Raw genomic sequence first — 19,931 nt, 5'->3', positions numbered from 1 at the left:
CTATACAGATGGCCTGACAATCGCCAGGCTGTGCATCACACTGGATTAACAGCGTCCGCCTCACCGGCGGGCGTTGTTGTTTTATTGGCAGGCTTCTATAGTGTTTGCCACTATTTATGACCCAAGCGGAGCAGCAGAAGAATGACAAAATACGCCCTGGTCGGCGATGTGGGCGGTACTAACGCTCGTCTCGCGCTGTGTGAGGTAGAGACCGGCGCCATCTCACACGCCAAAACATTCTCCACATCAGACTACGACAATCTTGAAGCCGTTATCCGTTTCTATCTGGCGGAACAGCAGCAGGCAGTGACTGATGGCTGTATCGCTATCGCCTGTCCGATCACCGAAGACTGGGTCGAGATGACCAACCACGACTGGGCATTCTCAACGCGCCAGATGAAACAGAATCTGGGCTTCAGCACGCTGGAAATTATCAACGACTTCACCGCCGTCTCTATGGCGATTCCGATGCTGACGGAAAACGAAGTGATCCAGTTTGGCGGCAAAGCGCCGGTTAAAGATAAGCCGATCGCTATCTACGGTGCGGGCACCGGACTGGGCGTCAGTCATCTGGTACACGTCAATCAGCGCTGGGTCAGTCTGCCGGGTGAGGGCGGCCACGTCGATTTCGCGCCGAACAGCGAAGAGGAAGATCAGATCCTCGAAGTGCTGCGTGCAGAGATGGGCCACGTTTCTGCCGAGCGCGTGCTGTCAGGAGCCGGACTGGTCAACCTTTACCGCGCGATTGTGAAATCTGACGCGCGCGAGCCGCAAAATCTCAAGCCCAAAGATGTGACCGAGCGGGCACTGCAGGATACCTGTATCGACTGCCGTCGCGCGCTGACGCTGTTCTGCGTGATCATGGGACGCTTTGGCGGCAACCTGGCGCTGAACCTCGGCACCTTTGGTGGCGTTTATATTGCGGGCGGCATCGTGCCGCGCTTCCTCGACTTTTTCAAAGCCTCCGGTTTTCGCGCAGCGTTTGAAGATAAGGGACGTTTCCGCGACTATCTGGTCGATATTCCGGTGTATATGATCACGCACGATCAGCCCGGCCTGCTGGGTGCCGGCGCGCATCTGCGTCAGGCGCTGGGCCGCGTGCTCTGACACAGCGGCGGACGGCGCGGGTCGTCCGCCTTACAGCCGCATCAGCTGCCGGAACGGTCTGGCTTTGCTGCGGCTTACCGGCACCTGCGCTTCCAGATCGCGCAGCTTCACCAGATAGGTATTATTAAACCACGGCTCTATCTCGCGAATTTTACTCAGGTTCACACAGTAAGAGCGATGACAGCGAAAAAACAGCGCCTCCGGCAGCCGGCTGCAGAACTCACTGATGGCCACTGACATCACGTAGGCTTCCCGCCGCGTATACACAAACGTCAGCTTTTCATGCGCTTCTACATAATAAATATCGTTGATATCGGTAACGATGATGCGCTCATCTTTCTGCAGATTCACCGTCTGCGGCGCAACAGCCGGGCTGTTCTGCGGCGGCGGCGGCTGCGTGGTGGCCTCCAGCTTGTTTAGCATGGTGATGATGCGCGCCTCATGATAGGGCTTGAGGATGTAGTCAAACGCGTCGAGTTCAAACGCCTCCACCGCATAATCTTTCCAGGCAGTGATAAAAACAATCAGGGGCTTGTGGGTAAACTGATGAATATTCTGCGCCAGCAGCATGCCATCGAGCGACGGAATATTAATATCGAGGAAAATCACGTCGACCCGGTGCGTCTGCAGATATTTCAGCACATCCAGCCCGTCATCAAAGCTTGCTTCAACCGTGATCTGACTATGCTGCTGAATCATCCAGCTGAGCTCCTGGCGCGCCAGAAATTCATCTTCCACTATTATGGCTTTCATACTGTTATTTCCGGTTGAACGCTGAGCGCGGCAGGGAGAGGCTGGCTGTTTTTCGGCAGGCTAAAGGCGATTTCCGTTCCCGGCTGGTGACGCATGATAATCAGCCCCTGGCCGGTCAGCAGTCTGACACGATGGTGAACGTTCAGCAGGCCAATTTTATTGCCTGGCATCTCATTGCGCGCAACGCGGCGCATCACCTCGTCGCTGATCCCCGGTCCGGTGTCGCGTACGGCGATACGCACCCGATCGCCCAGATCTTTCACGCTGAGCGTCACCACGCCTTTGCCCCGGCATGGCTGAATGCCGTGCACGATAGCATTTTCCACCAGCGGCTGAATCAGCAGGCTGGGCAGAGTAAAGTGCAGATCGTCGTCGATATCGTAGATCATTGACAGCTTATCGCCGAAGCGAGCCTGCTCAATGGCAATATAATCTTTTACCTGCCACAGCTCTTTCTTGATATCGATCAGCTCATCCTCATTGAGTTCAAGGTTGTAGCGCAGGTAGCGCGACAGGTTGATAACCAGCTGACGGGCAGTATCGGGATTCATCCGGATTGAGGCAGAGATAGCGTTCAGGGCATTAAACAAAAAGTGAGGGTTGATTTTGCTCTGCAGGGCTCGAAGTTCCGCCTTATTGGCCATTTCACGCAGCTGCTCAGCGCGCGATACCTCCAGCTGGGTCGAGATAATCTGCGACAGCCCGATAGCCATCTCTTTCAGCGAGCCGGTAATGCGATGCGCCCGGCGATAGTAAATTTTCAGCGTCCCGGTCACCTGACCCTGCTCCCAGAGCGGGATCACCAGCATCGAGTGAATATCGCGCGTGCGATGCGCTTCGTCGTTGTTTTTGATGATGATTTTTCCGCTGGCAATCGCCTGTGCGGTAGTGGGGCTGATGCCATCATCGCCATTATGGTAGTTCTGTTCACCATAGCCGACATACGCCTGAATCTGCTGCGTATTGGTAATGGCAACCGCATCAGCGTGGATGTCGCGCCGGATAATATCGCACACTTCGCGCAGCGCATCGCTGTTTACCTGCCGAAACAGCGGCAGCGTTTTATTCGCTATCTCCAGCGCAAGTTTGGCCTGCCGGGCGGCGATCGCCTCTTTTTCTCCCTCTACGCTCTGCACCAGCAGCACAATCAGTCCGATACTGGAGGCACCCAGAATCATCGGCAGGGCGATTTCCGAGACAATCGTCAGGCCGAGCGCTGCAGGCTTTGCCCATAACAGGATCAGCAGCATAGTCAGCGCCTCGCACAGCATGCCGCCCACTATGCCGGCCCCCCAGCGCTGCTCTTTGCTGACCCGGCGATTAATTACGCCAGAGGCGATACCGGCCACAATGCTGGTGATCAGGCAGGGTACTGACGTGACGCCATCTATGTCGATCAGGAAGCGGTGCAGCCCGGCAATGACGCCGGTCGTCACGCCCACCCAGGGGCCAAACAGAATGCCGCCCGCCATCACCGCAATGACGCGGACATTCAGCAGCGAGCCATCCACCGCCACGCCGGACCAGGTGCTGAACAGCGCAAACAGCGAGAAAATCACGGTGACGATCGCTTTCTCGCTCAGCGTGTGTTCATCTTTCTGCAGCAGCTGGCGCAATACCCGGGTGCGGGTGAGAAAAAAGAGGCAGATGAGCATCAGCGCTGCGCGATCGAATACCGCCAGCAGCATGTCAAAATGGAAGGGCACAGGCATTTCCGGGACAGAATATCGGTGGCGTCATAATAAAAAATGCGCGCGCAATGCGCCAGCATAGCGCTCCGGGTTTAACGGGCCGCATAAATGCGGCCCGTGCGGAGGCGCGTAGGGGCGCCATTAATGGCGCCCTGGCTGTCGCTGCGGCAGTTTGCTATGTTGCACTATTCCCCGTAGCGGAGCGCCGCCATGCAACTTCAGACCCCGCGATTAACCCTGAGCCGGTTGCAGCCGGAGGACTGGCAGATCTTCAAAGCGGTACATGAAGACGCTGCCACTATGACCTGGGTAAGCGAAATTCCCGATGAAAACGACATTCGTCAGCGTTTCAATGAACGCCTGGCGCCGTGGCAGCCCGCCAGCTTTCATATGCTGTGCCTGGTGGCGCGCCTGCAAACAAATCAGGAACCGATAGGCCTGTTTGGCTGCAGCGCCGAGTGGCACCCTTATCGCCAGGCGGAAGTTGGCTATATGCTGCGCCATAGCCACATCGGGCAGGGCTACGGTAGCGAAGCGCTGGCGGCGCTGGTTCACTTTCTGTTCAGCGCAGAATTTCATAAGCTGAAAGCGCTGGTGATTGAGGGTAACTGGCCATCCCGACGCATTCTGGAAAAGAATAATTTTATGCTGGAGGGGACTCTGCGGGATAATTATCTGCTAAACGGAGAGTGGGTAAACGATTGGGTGTTTGGCTGCCTGAATCCCGAAAAATAAAAAAATTTTCTGCTGCTCTCGACAGCGCAGGTCACAGCGCGTTATGTTCGGGGTGAGGTCACAGCAAGTGATCCGCGTCGCTCGGACGGTCCGGGAGCTCACGTAATCCTGAGGACATCATGGCTGATAACAGCATACCCCGTCGTTTCTCGCGTATAGAACGCCTTCCCCCATACGTATTCAACATCACCGCTGAACTGAAGATGGCTGCGCGTCGGCGCGGCGAAGATATTATCGACTTTTCAATGGGGAATCCGGATGGCGCTACGCCGCCGCATATTGTGGAAAAGCTCTGTCAGGTGGCGCAGCGTGAAGATACGCACGGCTACTCCACCTCAAAAGGTATTCCGCGCCTGCGCCGGGCGATTTCGCGCTGGTACGCTGAGCGCTATCAGGTGGATATCGATCCGGAGTCAGAAGCGATTGTGACTATCGGCTCCAAAGAGGGACTGGCGCACCTGATGCTCGCCACGCTCGATCACGGTGACACCGTGCTGGTGCCCAACCCCAGCTATCCTATCCATATTTATGGCGCGGTGATCGCCGGGGCGCAGGTTCGCTCCGTGCCGCTGGTCGCGGGCGTGGATTTCTTTACTGAGCTGGAGCGTGCAATTCGCGAAAGCTATCCAAAGCCGAAAATGATGATCCTCGGCTTCCCTTCTAATCCCACCGCTCAGTGCGTCGAACTCGACTTTTTTGAACGGGTTATTGCGCTGGCAAAACAGTATAACGTGCTGGTGATCCACGATCTCGCCTACGCTGACATCACCTACGACGGCTGGAAAGCGCCCTCAATCATGCAGGTGCCGGGTGCGCGCGACGTAGCGGTAGAGTTCTTTACGCTCTCCAAAAGCTACAATATGGCGGGATGGCGTATCGGTTTCATGACAGGAAACAAAGAGCTGGTAGCGGCGCTGGCGCGCATCAAAAGCTATCACGATTACGGGACATTCACGCCGCTACAGGTGGCAGCCATTGCCGCGCTGGAGGGCGATCAGCAGTGCGTGCGCGATATCGCTGAGCAGTATAAGCGCCGGCGTGATGTGCTGGTAAAAGGGCTGCATGAAGCGGGCTGGATGGTGGATCTGCCTAAGGCATCGATGTACGTCTGGGCAAAAATCCCGGAACGCTACGCGCATCTTGGCTCGCTGGAGTTTGCCAAACTGCTGCTGCAGGAGGCCAAAGTCTGCGTGTCGCCGGGCATCGGTTTTGGTGAATATGGTGATACACACGTGCGCTTTGCGCTGATTGAAAACAGCGATCGCATTCGTCAGGCGGTGCGGGGAATTAAGGCGATGTTCCGCGCCGACGGTATCTTACCGGGAGCGGTAAAAGAAGCAGAAGAGACGCGTTAAGCGTGCGTCGGGGCGACTGGTATGGTCGCCCCGTCCGGTACTCAGAGCATCAGCACAAAGGTGCCGACCCAAAGCAACACGAAAAAAGAGATGCCCATCAAAGCGTATTTCACAACATAACTCCTCTGTGCGGTTACCGTGATGGCGATCCCAGACCAGCGTAACCCGAACAGAATAAGAGAAAGGTGGAGTTCATTAACGCTACACGCTTTCTACTCAGGTGGTCCCGGCCAGACCGGAACAGGATCGGGCGCTAATTTACGCGGAATCGATCCAGAAATAAATAGGCCGGTTCTGAGATATTGCTCACAATTTATTGGGTCTGAATGTGCGGGATCGCCGACATGCCGACGCGCAGCTGCGCCAGATCGGGCTGACCCGCATCAAGCACAATCTTTACCGGCAGACGCTGAACCACTTTAGTGTAGTTACCCGTTGCATTATCAGGTGAAATTGCCGAGAAGGTTGCCCCTGTTGCCGGCGCAATGCTGTCGATACGCCCGGTAAAAGTTTTACCCGGTAGCGCATCAACAGTAACGCTGACCTTTTGCCCTGGCCGCACGTCGGTCAGCTGGGTTTCCAGATAGTTAGCCGTAATGTAGAGCTGCTGCAGCGGCACCACTGCCAGCAGGCGGCTGCCGGCGCTGACATAGGCGCCCGGACGTACGGTACGCTGGCCGACCGTGCCCTCTACCGGCGCAACAATGCGGGTATAAGAGAGATTAAGCTGCGCCTGGTCGACATTCGCCTGCGCGACTGCGACATCCGCTTCCGCCTGACGCACGGCCGCCTGCAGGACATTAACCTGCTTAAGCGCCGCGTCCAGCGCCGCCTCACTCTGTCGTACCGTCGCCGAAGCGGAACGCTGGTTAGTATCCGCTTTTTGCTGATCGTCAGCCGCAATGGTGCCACTTTTATAAAGCTGATTATAACGTGCGGCGTTCTGGCCGGCGTAGCGGGCCGCTGCCTCACTGGCCGCCAGCGTCGCTTTTGCCTGATTAATCGTCGCCTGCTGCTGCGCCAGCTGCGCCTGGGTGCTTAGCCGCTTAGCCTCGCTGACCTGCAGCGAAGCGCGCGCGGTTTCCAGCGCCACGCGAAAATCGCGATCGTCAAGCGTTGCCAGCAGATCGCCCGCCCGGACGTGCTGGTTATCCTGCACGCTGACCCGGGCGATATAGCCTGAAACTTTGGGGGCGACCAGCGTGTAATCCGCATTAACCCAGGCATCATCGGTGCGATGATCGTTGGTGGTCATCGCACGCCAGAGGAGAAAGGCGAGCGCGAGCAGCAGCACTAACAGGGCGCTTAGCAGCGCCGTTCTTTTTACAGCAGAGAGTTGCATATCAGTTTTCCCGACGTGGCGTAACAGGTTGAATCAATGTTTGAGGCGGCCAGACGCGGTGCGCCAGACAGAGCGTCAGCAGCAGCAGCAGGGCGCCAAAGGTGGTCAGCATCAGCCAGGCGTCGCTCAGGCTGAGTACCAGCGCCTGATGTTTCAGCAGGGCGGCAAATCCGCTCAGGTTCTGCACGCTACTGGCGCTGCCGTCCGGCAGCAGGGGAGTGCTGCTGTTTGCCTGCGCGCTGCTGGTCGCGGTCATCAGCCAGCTGCGGCTGGCCGCCTGATCCACCAGCACATGCGAGTGGAACTGTTCGCGATGGCTGATAAACCACTCCACCAGCGTGCTGGCCGCGATGCTGGAAAAACCGCGCACGGTGTTAAACATGGCGGAAGCAAAAGGGCCCTCCGGCGGCGCCACAACGCTGGTGGCACTCATCAGCACCGGCAGGATCACCATCGGCTGTCCGAACGCCTGCAGGATCTGCATCAGCCAGAAATTCTGCCGCGCCCAGTCAGTGGTAATCTGCGTTCCCAGCAGGCAGGCGGTGACCAGCAGCAGCACGCCGCAGCACAACACCCAGCGGCAATCGACCCGGCGAATGTTCAGCAAAGCGGCGATCAGCGGGGCAATCAGCAGCTGCGGCAGGCCCACGGTCAGCGCCAGCGGCGCAAACTGCAGCGTGCGAAATCCCTCTACCTGACCAAAATAGAGCGAAGGCAGCGCTGAACCGGAGAGTGCCAGAATCAGCACCGCCATCAGCGCCAGCAGGCCGTGCGCCAGGTTGGAACGGCGCAGCATCTGCAGCCTGAACAGCGGCAGCGGATGAAACCACTCGTTAATCAGAAACACCGTCAGCAGCGCCAGCGCACTCAGCAGCATGGCGGTAAACAGCGGTGAGCTGAGCCAGTCCAGCCGTTCCCCCTGAGTCAGGGCCAGAATCAGCAGCGCCATGCCGGCGCAGCCGGTAAGCATGCCAAACAGGTCGATCTGCCGAAAGCGCTCCAGGCGCAGCGGATCCTGCGGCAGTCCCCAGGCAATCAGCGTCATTGCCAGCAGCATGGCCGGGACTACCTGCCAGAACACAAACGTCCAGCCCACTTCATCGGTCCAGAACGCCGCCAGCGAGGCCGCCATATTGGGGCCAAAGGTGGCGGTGAGCGCATAGGCGCCCAGGCCATAGAGTTTGATCGGCGGCGGCAGAAAGCGCAGCGCCACTGTCATCAGCAAGGGCGGCAGCGCGCCGCCAAAGATACCCTGCAGCACGCGCAGCGCAATAAACAGCGTCGCATCCTGCGTCAGCGGCAGCACCAGGCCGCACAGCATAAAGCCGGCAGAAACCACCAGGGCAAAGCGGCGCAGAGAAAAGGTGACGGCGAACCAGGGCGCGATCATCATTGCGGCGACTTCAGCCGCCTGATAGCCGGAGACAATCCAGCTGCCGCGATCGTGACTGATACCGATAGCGGCGCGGATATCTGCCAGCGCAATATCCGTGACCCGATCGTTGAGCCCTGACGTCAGCGCCGCGATCAGCACGCCCGCCAGCCCAAGAGCCAGGCGCAATGTAAACGGGTGCGGAGCTGGCGGAGCAGCGGGCGAAGCGGTCATAGCAGAACTCTCATGAAATTATGATGCAGTGTATTACGATGTGATACAGGACGCGCATCTTACATGCCGGTATGATGTATTGCAATGTGATACGCAGGTACAAAAGTGCGATCATTCGCGCTACAGTAAAGCAGGCTCATAAGGAACGCATTATGGTGGGATCTGCCTCAGGCCGTGAGGATGAAAAAGCGGGTGGCATTCAGGTCATTGCGCGTGCGGCAAAAATTTTACATGCGCTGGGTGAACATCCCGGCGGTATGAGTCTGGGCGAAATTGCGCAGGTGGTGAACCTGCCGCGCTCCACGGTACAGCGTATTGTGGCAGCGCTCGACAACGCTCAGCTGGTGCGCAGTAGCGGGGCAGGGGGGCTCAGGCTGGGGCCAGCTCTGCTGAAACTGATCTCCAGCGTCCATACAGATGTGGTGGAGCTGGCGCGTCCGCTGCTGGAACAGCTCTCAGCAACGGTTAATGAAACTGTCTCGCTGGCGCGCGCCAGCGGGACGCAGCTGGCGATCGTGCATTATGTCGTGGCGCCGCGCGAGCTGCGGGTCGTACCGCGGATGGGGCTTAATCTGCCGCTCTACAGTACCTCCGGCGGCCGGGCGCTGCTGGCGCTGGAGAGCGATGAAGATGTACAGCTGCTGGTGGGCGATGCCTGGCAGGAACTCACGGATAAAACGGTAAAAACGCTGCCGCAGCTGATGGCGCTGATTGCTGAAGTACGCAGCAGTGGCCTGGCGATCGATCGCGGTGAAACGCTTGAAGGGATCACCACCCTGGCGGTCGCCATTGACACACTGTTCGGACGTTTCTCTATCTCGCTGCTGGTTCCCGGCGCGCGCTTTGCGCAACATGAAGCGCGCTATCGCAAAGAGATCATCACCTGTAAAGAGGCGCTGCTGCGCGAAATTGGCAAAATAACCGCTGTGGAGAAGAGGTAACGACTCATGAAAATGTTGTTAATGGCTATCGATAACTCACCGGTCGCGGAGAAAGTGATTGCGCTGACCCTTGAACAGGCGCTGGCGCTCAACGCCCCGGTCACGGTGCTATGCTGTATCGATCCCGCCTATTCAGCCTGCAGCCAGCCTATCGAAATTGACGCCGGTGAAGATCCGGATGATTTTGTCGCGGCAAAAGATGAGCAGAACACCGCCGAGATGGTGGTGCGTCATGCGCTGGCTCCGCTGCTGCGGGCGGGTGTGAATGCCAGAGGCGTCATCCTGGCGGGTGAAGCCGCTGAAACCATTGTGGCGCAGGCTGCGGCACTGCGCGCCAGTATGATTATCATGGGACGCCGGCACCTCTCGCCGCTTAACCGGCTGCTGAAAGGCTCGGTCAGCGCGGCAGTGATCGAACGCGCGACCTGTCCGGTTCTGCTGGACGTGCGTAAGGATTAACGCCGTATTATGACGCTGCTTTTTATTTCGGTGCTGGCCGCTTTTGCACTGCTGGCGCTGGTGATTGTGATGCTGGTACGCACCACGGCGCTGCGAGCCTGGCAGGGGGTGCTGCTGTTTATCCTGCCGCTTGTGGCAGCTAATCTGATCTGGTTTAGCTGGCTGCATCCGCGTCAGGCACAGAAGATACAGATGGAGGCGGTTGCGCAGCAGCTCAGCGCGGCGCCAGGCTATCGCCTGCTTAGGGTTCAGGAGCCGGAGCTGTGGCAATTACTGAATCGTGAACTGCGGCATAAGCTGCAGCAGGGCGTTTCCGCCGAACAGGCGCTGGGCGACCTGCGGGGCTGGCTGACTGATATCGTCAATAAACGTATGACCCGCGCCAGCGATGATGCAGTGATCGCCTATGTTCAGGTGTCGGTGGAAGAGATGCAGGCGCTGCAGCAGCAGAGTCCGCAGCGCTGTTTCCAGTTCCTCTATCCGCAGGTCAGCGGCGGCATCAATCTGCAGGAGGTGCTCACTCCGGCACTCTATCAGCGCGACGGTCATGCGCTTGAAGCCCTGCTGCTGAGCAGCCAGGGGGCAGAGCAGCAGACCGACCAGACGCTGGCCCGCCGCGATCTGCGTGAGATAGTTGACAGGCTTTATGGGAAATGGGGCAATAAACTTCAGCAGCTTAATCAGCCGGCTGATACCGCCGTCGATCGCAGCGCGCTGTGTGCTATGTCTATCGATCTCTACAGCGCCATTCTCGCATTGCCTGCTAAGCGCGCCGCCGGCCTTTTACGTAATATGGTGCACAGCAACGGCTAACCGGTGAAAAAAAGCCCGCTCAGCGCGGGCACAAAGGTCACTTTGTTACATCTTCTTATTATTGATATTACCTGGTGTGGAGCAGACATCGTGTGGTCTGACTGCACTATCGCAGTTGTCATATGATAAGAAAAGCCGTTTGGTTTTATTGATTCAATTGGCAAAAACACTGGTCTTAACACTGTTTCGCGCGTTTTCCTATAGGCGCGCGGTGGCATCGTTGTTTACACTTCGACGCCTGAAGAGGACACCTGAATGAAAAATATCGTTACCGGCGCGTTAGCGCTTATTATGCTGGCGGGCTGCAGCGTTAATCAGCCTGGCGGATTTGAACGTGTAGATGAAGATAATACGTCCAACACCGTTCAATATCGTTACGATCCGCATAGCCTTAATCGGGATGCCATGAATGTTGACCTGGCAAATTACTGCAGCGAGCGGGGTTTTGATAAAGTGGATTCTCTGCCTGCTCAGGACAGTCATCTGCCAGGATTAAAGAAAGCCTGGTATCAGTGTAATTACGCGATTAAAAGCTAAAAAAAGGGCGGGATATATTCCCGCCCTGGTTTTTTTGTTTTTTTATTAGTGCTGTGTGCGCTTTGCCCGATTATCCGTGACGATGCCCATGGTGGCCATGATGCCAGCCGCGGTCATGACCCCAGCCAGCGCCGCGGCCACGGTCGTGCTCAATAATACATCCGCTGAGCAAACTGACCATAACCGCTATCGACGTTAACGAAATAAGCTTTTTCATGGAAAGACCTCCTCTTTTCCAGTAAGGTCAGATTACGCCGGAATAGTGGAGTGAAGATGCAGCAAATGTAGAGTTATTTAGATAAATATTGCCAGATGTGTCTAAATAAAAGATCGGGAAAGCGGGTTTTTCTATTTGAATCAGAATAAGCTGAATAGCAGGCTATATTAGCGCGATAATTCTGAAAGACAATAATTCGCGCCTGCGGATGAAAAATAAAAATGCGAGCGCTCAGGATAACAGCGCTCGCCTGTAAGTTAATTATGCAGTGCAGGCCTGTTAATTGCCTGACGGCGCGGCTGACGAACGCTCAGTGAAAGCAGCAGCGAAATAACCAGCAGCGTCATGATCAGACTAAAGGTAACGGTAAAGCCACCGAACAGGGAGGCGACCAGCGAGCCGAGCACGCTGCCAATACCAAACCCGAGGTAGATCAGCCCGTAATTTTTTGTCAGATTGTTCAGGCCAAAGAAGTCGCTGATCAGCGCCGGGAAAACGGTGATTGTGCCACCGAAGCTAAAGGCTACGCAGGCCAGCGAGACAAAAAAAGTGGTTTCATTCATACGGGTAAACAGCAAAATACTCATGCCCGCGAGCGCAATACATTGCGCCAGTGAGATCACCCGGATACGGGCCATTTTGTCTGACAGTACCCCCAGCGTTAACCGGCCGCTAAGGTTAGCAATGGCGATAACCGTTACGGCACTGGCGGCTATCTGCGGCGTAAGGTGCACCATTCCTTCGCCAATATCTTTCGCTACGCCGATCACATACAGGCCGCTCATACAGGCGGTGAGGAACATCAGCGCCAGCATCCAGTATTGCGGCAGGCGAACCGCCTGTGCCAGCGTAAAGTCGCGTCCGGCATGCTGTGGATTGTTGCTGGCAGCGCGCACCGGCGCATCGCGCATCAGCAGCGCGCCGCAGAACATCATGCTCATCGCCAGCACGCCCCAGATCATGAAGGTGTTCTCCAGGCCAACAGCATCCAGCAGGGTGCCGCAGATAAATTTGAAGCCGAGACTCCCCAGACCGTAGGCGCCGATTGAACAGGCGGAGATAAGGCCTTTGCGCTCAGGAAACCACTTTACACAGTTGGATAGCGTCATCAGGTAGCCCGCACCATCTGCCAGGCCCACCAGAATACCGGCGCTCAGATAAAGCATCATCAGGTTATCAGCCTGCGCGGTCAGCCAGAATCCGGCTGCCATCAGGATGCCGGCTCCGATAGTCACATTACGCACGCCAAAACGCTCCTGCAGCTTGCCTGCCAGCGAGGAGGCGATAGCCAGCCCCAGGCTGAGCAACCCAAAGGAGAAAGCAACCTGACTGACTGATTCGTGCAGTTTATGCGCCAGCGCGCCGTTAAAGAGGCTCCAGGTATACACTGACCCCAGCGCAAGCTGGGTAATGACAGTGCCGATCAGAGTCAGTATGCGGGTACGCTGGTAGTGCGCCGTTGAGGCTGTGGTCATGGTGATTCTCCCGTCCGGGAATATGGAGTCTGCTGGCAGCTTAGCGCGCACGCGCGTAGCCGCGGCCGGATCCCGCTTCAGCGGTCAGAGAAACAGAATGAAATGCCGTTTTTCCGGTATGAATGGCAGCAGCGTGACAATTCACGTCCCGGTATGTCCTGCGATGAGCATATGTAACCAGGTATGTTAAGCGAGGCGATTTTGCTGCAGAGTCCGGGATGTTTGCCAGGCTTATATTTCAACCAACGGGAGGAAATATGGAAGACCGAGCATATGAATCCGTATCCAGTGGAGATGAAGTCTGCTGTCTTATCGGTCAGGCGGTGATCGAATTGAGCGATGAACATCAGCCTGTCAACAAAGCCACGCTGTCGTTAAAGCTGCTGGCTATGGCCGATCGTGACAGGGATGATGAGCGGGTAATGCTTTACTGGATCGCCAGAAAAGCCCTTAATCAGCCGCAGCAGCTTCAGTCCGGCGCAGGTGGCTGGCGTTAGAGGATGAGCAGAGCGGGCTGCACGCCCGCTTCTGCTGTCAGGCCAGCCGCAGTGCGCGGCGCACCGGCCAGCGCATAAACATCACCAGGTTGCCCAGCAAAATCAGCGTCAGTCCCGCCACGGCATTAGCGTGCCACTGATAGCCTTCATAAATTGTCGAGAGCGTCAGCGCAACCAGCGGAAAAAGTAGCGTACTGTAGGCCGCCTGACTGGCACCGATGCGACCCACCAGCGTGAAGTAAGCGCCAAATCCAATCACAGAACCAAACAGCGCCAGATAACTCATCGCGCCCAGCCACTGCAGATTGCGCGGCAGCTGCAGCGCATCACCGTTAAGCCATGCCATTACCGCCATGATCAGCGCGCCGTAGAGCATGGCGTAACTGTTAGTGGTGAGAATATCGCGCTGGCGGCGCTGATGCCGGGCTGAAATCATATTACCCAGCGAAAAGCCAAAGGTGCCCAGCGCACTCAGGCCCGCGCCCCATAACAGCTGCGGCGAAGGATGCGCCGCGCGAATATCGCTCCAGAAGAGCGCGACGATACCGCCCATACCGAGCAGCGCGGCAGGCACCAGGCGCAGCGGCGGACGCTGGCCAAAAAAGAGCCAGCCGTTGAGCGCGTTAAAGATCACCGCCATGGAAAAAATCACCGACTCCAGACCGGTGCTGATCCAGGCTGCTGCATGATAAAAGCAGACAAAGTTGAAGCCAAAAACACAGCCTCCCTGCAGCAGACAAAACAGATGATCGCGCCTGTCCAGCGATCGCAGACGGCGGCACAGCGTCAGCAGCGCCAGCATCAGCAGCGAGGCGAAGAGAAAGCGCCAGAAAACAGCCACATAGACCGGCGTGGCGGCTGCGTCCTGCTGCAGAAAGATCGCCAGCCAGGTGGTGCCCCAGATCAGCACCACGCTCAGATACAGCACTACATTCATCGTTAATACTCCGGCAGAGACAGGACGACAGTATCCGCGCAGGCGCGGGCGGGCGCTTGCACCCGATTGCGCAGCACTTGCAAAAACTTGCGCTTTTTTCATTCTCACACCGACTGCCGCGCTGTTTTCCATCGTCCGGACGGGTAAACTGCTGGTTAACCGCTGCCGATGTGATGTGCGCAATGTCCGATTACCAGACCTTTACTATGCTAAAAAACCGAAAGGCTCAGCTGCGTGATAGCGTAACGCTTTCAGGCGGGATCCGGCTGGCAGCCTGGTTTAATAGCGGCGACCGCGTAACCAACCACAGCGATCACCATACCCTGAGCCTCTATATCGAAGAGGGGTATGATACCTGGCATAAAACCGCGCACGGGTGGCGCAACGGTGGCGCCCCGGATCGTTTCTGCCTGATGCCGTCCGGTATGGAGTCCACCTGGGATCTGCGAGCCGACCTCGCATTCGTGCACCTCTACTGCACCGATACCCATTTACGCCAGCTTGGCGAACAGATCTGGGATCGCACGCCAGCCAGTCTGAATCTGCAGGAGAAGATTTTTGCTGATGACGATCGCATTACGCAGCTCTATCGCCATTTTTTGCTCAGCGTCAGCTGGCAGCAGCCCGCCAATCAGCTGATGCTGAGCAGCGCATCGACGCTGCTGCTGACGCATCTGCTGCATCGCTACAGCGATGTGCAGTGGCAGCTGCCCGCCGTGCGGGGCGGCCTGGCACCCGCCGTGCTGCGCCGGATCATTGCCCTGATTGATGCGCAGCTCGATCAGCCGCTGACGCTGGCGCGGCTGGCCGCAGAAGCTGCGCTCAGCGAATATCATTTTGCGCGTATGTTTCGCAGCAGCACCGGCAGCGCGCCGCACCAATATGTGATGCAGCGCCGTATGGCGGTGGCGAAAGAGCTACTGATGCACAGCACCCTGCCGCTAACGGAGATTGCACTGCGCTGCGGTTTTCACTCCGCCAGCCATTTCAGTAACCGGTTCCGCCAGCTGCACGGCGTGGCGCCCTCCGCGTGGCGGCAGGACTTTAGCCGGTAAAAAGCGCGTCGTCAGGGAAGCACTTCACCCCGCACGATAACTTTGCCCGGCTTGCTGTCGCTTTCGTTAATACGCCGGAGCGCCAGATTCAGCGCCTGCCAGGCGATGCTCTGCAGATCGTGCGCGATGCAGGGAAAGTGAAAGCCATAAATATCCGCCTGCGTGACCTCATCAATGCTGAACAGCTTTACCTGCTGCTGCAGACTGAGTTTGTGTTCGATACAGGCTTTGATAATGCCGAGTGAGATCTGATTGTTACACCCCACGAAGTAATCAGGGGCGGGGTGCTGTTTCAGCCAGCGCCGGGTCTCCTGCCAGGCCGCATCCATAAAAAAGTCGGCATAGAGCACCTCAAGCGAGGCAGCTTTTCCCTGCAGCGCGGCCTGCAGGCCGAGCACGCGCTCACGCGCAACGTTCGACTTTTCCGGGCCGGAGACCACGACAATACGCTGCGCCCCCTGTTCCGCCAGCCAGCGACCGGTCTGCAGGCCGCAGTCGAGGTTATCAATATAGACGCCGCTGCAGTGGGAAACCTGCAGCTCGCGGTCGACCAGCACTACCGGTATATTCAGCGTCTCCAGCCGTCTCATATAGGCCGGGTGATAGTGGAGATCGTTGGAGATCACCGACAGAATAATGGCATCAACGTTATACCCAATCAGCTTATCGATAATACGGTTCTCATTCTCCTGCGACTCACAGGAGTCAAAAACCAGCGTATCGTAGCCCAGCTTGTTCGCCTCCAGCGTCATCAGACGCGTCAGGCCGCCAAAGAAGGGGTTTGCCATATCGGGGTTGACGATCCCGATGGTTTTACTGCTTTTCGCCCGCAGGCTGCGCGCAGCCGTATTCATCACATAGCCCAACTGCTCTGCGGTAGCGTGAATGCGCTGCAGCGTCTCCGGATGCACTTTCTCCGGCTGTGAAAAAGCGCGCGAGGCGGTAATTTTGCTTACGTTTGCCTGGGCAGCAACGCTTGCCAGCGTTGCCTTGCGTCCCCGTCCTGCTGCCAAGTCTGGCTCCTTAATCAACCCTGTCATTTTGTATCATGAGTCAATCATGGCAGATCGTACCGCGTTAAGCGATCTCGCTGCGCTAGGCGAGTCGCCTGACGCGCGGGTCGGTGAAAATATCCAGATCGTCGCGACTTTCTGACGAAAATTCAGAGATAACGGCCCCGTGTTCGCCCGCCTGAAACCAGTGCCGCGTATCGGGTTTAATGGTGTACTGTTCGCCCGGACGCAGCAGGATATAGCGGCTGCAGGTATAGGCGGTTTCACTGCCGGCAGGCACCTGACAGCGCGGAGTGCCGGTCGCATCGTTTGGCGTAAGCTGTTCATCATCGACAAACAGATAGACCTCGCCCCAGCGGCAGCGAAAGGTTTCCTGCTTGCCTGGCGTGCCGTTAAACGGCGGATGCCGATGTTCAGGACAGGTCTGGCGGGGAAACAGCACCAGTTCTTTAGCGCAATAGCGCGGTTCGTTGATATAGGTTAACAGCTGCAAACCTGAGGCGGGGTAATCGTCCAGGCCGAAAGTAGCAATCTCAATCTTCTTCTGCTCTGCAGGGGTGAGAACAATATTCGCCTGCTCTAAAAAGGTCAGGGTGCGCTGAATCGCCTGCGGATAATCGGTCATACGGTTTCTCCTGTAATGATATCGATACCATTAAAGCGTGTTCCGCTTGTGATCTTCTGTGATCCCGATCCGCAATTCGCTGCAACAGGGCTAAATTGCGCTACTGCAGATCGATATTATTCAGCTTGCATCACAGTTTTCACGTTTTTTTTAGGTCAGTATCGCCGCATTGAAATGATATCGATACCATTAAAATGAATCCGGGGGCGTAAATGAAAGCGTTAGTTCTGACTCAGGCAGGCCACATTGCGATTGAAGATCGGGAATTTGATGAAGTGCTGGGTGATAACGATGTCAAAATTAAAATTCACTCGGTAGGGATTTGCGGCAGCGATGTTCACTACTACAAACATGGCCGGATTGGTCCGTTTGTGGTGGAGGCACCGATGGTGCTGGGTCATGAAGCCGCTGGCATTGTGCTGGAGACCGGTAAAAACGTGACGCACCTGAAGGCGGGCGATCGCGTCTGTATGGAGCCAGGGATCCCGGATATGCACTCCGATCAGTCGCGCGCCGGTCTCTACAATCTCGATCCCGCCGTGCGCTTCTGGGCAACGCCGCCGGTACATGGCTGCCTGCGTGAAACGGTCATTCATCCTGCGGCGTTCACGTTTAAGCTGCCGGAAAATGTCAGCTTCCGCGAAGGGGCCATGGTGGAGCCGCTGGCGGTGGCGATGCAGGCCGCGACCAAAGCCGGCATCAAACCTGGCGATATCGGCCTGGTGCTGGGGGCCGGTCCGATCGGCGTGGTCACGGCGCTGGCGGCGCTGGCAGGCGGCTGTTCCGATGTCATCATCTGCGACATGTTTGATGAAAAGCTTGCCGTGGCGGCAGCGTATGAAGGGCTGCACGCCGTTAACATCAAAACCGGCGATCTGGCCGGTAAAGTCTCAGAACTGACCAGCGGTAACGGCGCGGATGTGGTGTTTGAGTGCAGCGGAGCCAAACCTGCTATTGCCACGCTGGCGGAACACGCGGCGCCGGGTGCTACCGTCATTCTGGTGGGCATGCCGGTGGACGCCGCGCCAATGGATATTGTTGCGGCACAGGCCAAAGAGCTGACCTTCAAAACGATTTTTCGCTACGCCAATATGTATCCCCGCACGCTGCGCCTGTTAAGCAGCGGCAAGCTGCGGGTAGAGCCGCTGATCAGCCACACCTATAAATTCGCCGACAGCGTTGAAGCGTTTGACCGCGCAGCCGCGGGCCATGCGGCGGATATCAAAATCATGCTGGAGATGGAGTGACGCATGGCGCTCTATGCAGGCATAGATTGCGGCACGCAGGGAACGCGCGTGGTTATCGTGGAGAGCGAGCGGGGGACGATCGTCGGCGAAGGCAGCGCGCCGCACCGGCTGCAGAGCGGGGCGGATGGCGCCCGTGAACAGCATGCCAGCGACTGGATCGACGCGCTGGTCACGGCATTCCATCAGGCAGCCTCAGACGCCGCTATTGATACACAGCAGATTACTGCGCTCAGCGTCTCCGGCCAGCAGCACGGCTTTGTGGCGCTGGATGAAGCCGGAGCGGTGCTGCATCCGGTAAAGCTGTGGTGCGATACCGCCACCGATGCACAGAACAGCTGGCTGCTGCAGCAGCTGGGAGGGGTTAGCGGTGCGCTGGCACAGCCCGGGATTGTTCCGGCTACCGGCTACACCGCCTCAAAAATTCTCTGGCTGAAGCAGCAGCATCCGGCGCTGTGGGCGCGTTTACATACCGTGTTGTTGCCGCACGATTATCTTAACTTCTGGCTGACCGGCGAACGGGTTATGGAGTATGGCGACGCCTCCGGCACCGGACTGCTGGATATCCGCAGCCGCAGCTGGGATCGGCATACGGTGGAGCTTATCGATCCTGACGGCCGGCTGTGGCAGGCGCTGCCGCCGCTGGCTGCCGCGCAAAAGTGTATCGGCACCCTGCAGCCGGAAGCGGCGCAGCGGCTGGGACTACGCCGCACGGTGCGGGTCGCGACAGGCGGCGGCGATAATATGATGGCCGCCATCGGGTCCGGCAATATTGCGCCTGGCACGGTGACGCTCAGCCTGGGAACATCCGGCACGCTGTTCGCCTGCAGCGAGACGCCGGTGACTGACAAAAACGGCCTGATTGCCAGCTTCTGCTCCAGCACTAATTGCTGGCTGCCGCTGATCTGCACCATGAATGTCACCTCGGCGACCACGCTGATCCAGACGCTGCTGGCAGAGGATCTTACCGGCTTTAATCAGCTGCTGAACCAGGCAGAGCCGGGGGCTGAGGGCGTTGAGATGCTGCCGTTTTTTAATGGCGAGCGCACGCCGGCGCTGCCCCACGCGCAGGCGAGTCTGCACAACCTGAACGCCGTGAATTTTACCCGCGCTAACCTCTGCCGCGCCGCCGTGGAGAGTGCCACTTACGGATTACGTTACGGACTTGATCTGTTCCGGCAGCAGGGCATCAGCGCGCAGGAGATCCGCCTTACCGGCGGCGGCGCGCGCAGCGCTGGCTGGCGACAAATTGTGGCTGACGTCATGAACTGCCCGGTGGTCTCTTTGCGTATTCCGGAAACCGCCGCGCTGGGTGCGGCAATTCAGGCGATGTGGGCCAGCGCGCTGCTGGATAACCCGGCACAGCAGCCGGATGCGTTACTGCAGTCGCTGTGCCAGCGCTTTGTCACGCCGGATGAAAGTACCCGCGCCGTGCCCGATGCCGCGCGCCATCAGACCTATGAAACGCACTATCAGCGCTATCTGAAGCGTCTCAGCACGACTTATCCGGAGGTGGCATTGTGACCAGA

The 19,931-nt window shown here is 57.6% G+C and carries 20 protein-coding genes; 11 read left to right on the top strand and 9 right to left on the bottom strand.

All coding sequences use genetic code 11. The features are described from left to right. Window positions 1-141 precede the first annotated feature (141 nt). Entirely contained in the window at window positions 142-1,107 is a 966-nt protein-coding gene (gene glk, locus B4056_RS10590) for a glucokinase (RefSeq protein ID WP_039379409.1), read from the top strand. A gap of 30 nt (window positions 1,108-1,137) precedes the next feature. Here the strand turns inward: glk and B4056_RS10585 are convergent, their stop codons facing one another. Both B4056_RS10585 and B4056_RS10580 read right to left on the bottom strand, forming a co-directional pair. Then, a complete protein-coding gene (locus tag B4056_RS10585) occupies window positions 1,138-1,860 on the bottom strand; it encodes a LytR/AlgR family response regulator transcription factor (RefSeq protein WP_039379407.1) in 723 nt (240 codons plus the stop codon). Next, on the bottom strand, window positions 1,857-3,548 hold the full coding sequence (locus B4056_RS10580) for a sensor histidine kinase (RefSeq protein WP_094111917.1): 1,692 nt from the start codon (window positions 3,546-3,548) through the stop codon (window positions 1,857-1,859). Before B4056_RS10580 ends, B4056_RS10585 begins: the two co-directional genes overlap by 4 nt. 213 nt (window positions 3,549-3,761) lie before the next feature. Here B4056_RS10580 and B4056_RS10575 point away from each other — a divergent pair, with 213 nt between their 5' ends. Then, the gene (locus B4056_RS10575) at window positions 3,762-4,286 is read left to right on the top strand and encodes a GNAT family N-acetyltransferase (protein WP_039379402.1); all 525 of its coding nucleotides are present in this window, start codon (window positions 3,762-3,764) and stop codon (window positions 4,284-4,286) included. A 119-nt stretch (window positions 4,287-4,405) separates the two neighbouring features. Next, window positions 4,406-5,641, top strand: a complete 1,236-nt coding sequence (gene alaC / locus B4056_RS10570) for an alanine transaminase (protein WP_039379399.1) — start codon at window positions 4,406-4,408, stop codon at window positions 5,639-5,641. 41 nt (window positions 5,642-5,682) lie between these two features. Here alaC and ypdK read toward each other — a convergent pair whose 3' ends face one another. The 3 genes from ypdK to B4056_RS10555 form a co-directional block, all read right to left on the bottom strand. Then, window positions 5,683-5,754: a membrane protein YpdK gene (ypdK, locus tag B4056_RS10565; protein WP_006120362.1), complete on the bottom strand. Its 72-nt coding sequence runs from the start codon at window positions 5,752-5,754 to the stop codon at window positions 5,683-5,685. A 200-nt stretch (window positions 5,755-5,954) separates the two neighbouring features. Then, window positions 5,955-6,983: an HlyD family secretion protein gene (locus B4056_RS10560; protein ID WP_094111915.1), complete on the bottom strand. Its 1,029-nt coding sequence runs from the start codon at window positions 6,981-6,983 to the stop codon at window positions 5,955-5,957. A 1-nt stretch (window position 6,984) separates the two neighbouring features. Continuing rightward, window positions 6,985-8,589, bottom strand: a complete 1,605-nt coding sequence (locus tag B4056_RS10555) for an MFS transporter (RefSeq protein WP_094111914.1) — start codon at window positions 8,587-8,589, stop codon at window positions 6,985-6,987. Between the two features lie 152 nt (window positions 8,590-8,741). Here B4056_RS10555 and B4056_RS10550 point away from each other — a divergent pair, with 152 nt between their 5' ends. From B4056_RS10550 to B4056_RS10535, 4 genes are all read left to right on the top strand, one after another. Beyond that, window positions 8,742-9,530, top strand: a complete 789-nt coding sequence (locus B4056_RS10550; RefSeq protein ID WP_094111913.1) for an IclR family transcriptional regulator — start codon at window positions 8,742-8,744, stop codon at window positions 9,528-9,530. Between the two features lie 6 nt (window positions 9,531-9,536). After that, the gene (locus tag B4056_RS10545) at window positions 9,537-9,989 is read left to right on the top strand and encodes a universal stress protein (protein WP_039379390.1); all 453 of its coding nucleotides are present in this window, start codon (window positions 9,537-9,539) and stop codon (window positions 9,987-9,989) included. Between the two features lie 9 nt (window positions 9,990-9,998). Then, the gene (locus B4056_RS10540; RefSeq protein ID WP_094111912.1) at window positions 9,999-10,802 is read left to right on the top strand and encodes a hypothetical protein; all 804 of its coding nucleotides are present in this window, start codon (window positions 9,999-10,001) and stop codon (window positions 10,800-10,802) included. Between the two features lie 255 nt (window positions 10,803-11,057). Continuing rightward, window positions 11,058-11,339: a hypothetical protein gene (locus tag B4056_RS10535; protein ID WP_039379385.1), complete on the top strand. Its 282-nt coding sequence runs from the start codon at window positions 11,058-11,060 to the stop codon at window positions 11,337-11,339. 474 nt (window positions 11,340-11,813) lie between these two features. Here B4056_RS10535 and B4056_RS10530 read toward each other — a convergent pair whose 3' ends face one another. After that, window positions 11,814-13,031: an L-lactate MFS transporter gene (locus tag B4056_RS10530; protein ID WP_039379382.1), complete on the bottom strand. Its 1,218-nt coding sequence runs from the start codon at window positions 13,029-13,031 to the stop codon at window positions 11,814-11,816. 257 nt (window positions 13,032-13,288) lie between these two features. Between B4056_RS10530 and B4056_RS10525 the strand changes: the two genes are divergently transcribed. Beyond that, complete coding sequence (locus B4056_RS10525) at window positions 13,289-13,528, top strand: hypothetical protein (RefSeq protein WP_094112063.1); 240 nt, start codon at window positions 13,289-13,291, stop codon at window positions 13,526-13,528. A 37-nt stretch (window positions 13,529-13,565) separates the two neighbouring features. Here the strand turns inward: B4056_RS10525 and B4056_RS10520 are convergent, their stop codons facing one another. Further along, complete coding sequence (locus B4056_RS10520) at window positions 13,566-14,465, bottom strand: DMT family transporter (RefSeq protein ID WP_113655453.1); 900 nt, start codon at window positions 14,463-14,465, stop codon at window positions 13,566-13,568. Between the two features lie 182 nt (window positions 14,466-14,647). On the opposite strand from B4056_RS10520, the gene B4056_RS10515 reads away from it, so the two are divergent. Further along, window positions 14,648-15,520 carry a helix-turn-helix domain-containing protein gene (locus tag B4056_RS10515; RefSeq protein WP_288654706.1) on the top strand — a complete coding sequence of 291 codons (873 nt, stop codon included), beginning with the start codon at window positions 14,648-14,650 and terminating at the stop codon, window positions 15,518-15,520. Window positions 15,521-15,531: 11 nt separating this feature from the next. Here B4056_RS10515 and B4056_RS10510 read toward each other — a convergent pair whose 3' ends face one another. Both B4056_RS10510 and B4056_RS10505 read right to left on the bottom strand, forming a co-directional pair. Further along, on the bottom strand, window positions 15,532-16,533 hold the full coding sequence (locus B4056_RS10510) for a LacI family DNA-binding transcriptional regulator (protein WP_039379376.1): 1,002 nt from the start codon (window positions 16,531-16,533) through the stop codon (window positions 15,532-15,534). A gap of 82 nt (window positions 16,534-16,615) precedes the next feature. After that, window positions 16,616-17,158 carry a D-lyxose/D-mannose family sugar isomerase gene (locus B4056_RS10505; RefSeq protein ID WP_094112061.1) on the bottom strand — a complete coding sequence of 181 codons (543 nt, stop codon included), beginning with the start codon at window positions 17,156-17,158 and terminating at the stop codon, window positions 16,616-16,618. A 212-nt stretch (window positions 17,159-17,370) separates the two neighbouring features. On the opposite strand from B4056_RS10505, the gene B4056_RS10500 reads away from it, so the two are divergent. Both B4056_RS10500 and xylB read left to right on the top strand, forming a co-directional pair. Continuing rightward, window positions 17,371-18,405 (top strand): NAD(P)-dependent alcohol dehydrogenase, encoded by a 1,035-nt coding sequence (locus tag B4056_RS10500; protein ID WP_113655452.1) that lies wholly within the window; start codon window positions 17,371-17,373, stop codon window positions 18,403-18,405. Between the two features lie 3 nt (window positions 18,406-18,408). Next, window positions 18,409-19,926 (top strand): xylulokinase, encoded by a 1,518-nt coding sequence (gene xylB / locus B4056_RS10495; RefSeq protein ID WP_094112059.1) that lies wholly within the window; start codon window positions 18,409-18,411, stop codon window positions 19,924-19,926. Window positions 19,927-19,931 lie beyond the last annotated feature (5 nt).

It is taken from the genome of Pantoea sp. UBA7232 (assembly GCF_002473195.1).
Lineage (GTDB): Bacteria > Pseudomonadota > Gammaproteobacteria > Enterobacterales > Enterobacteriaceae > Pantoea > Pantoea eucrina.
Note: the sequence above shows the minus strand (reverse complement) of the source record. Positions and strands in the feature narration are given on the sequence as shown.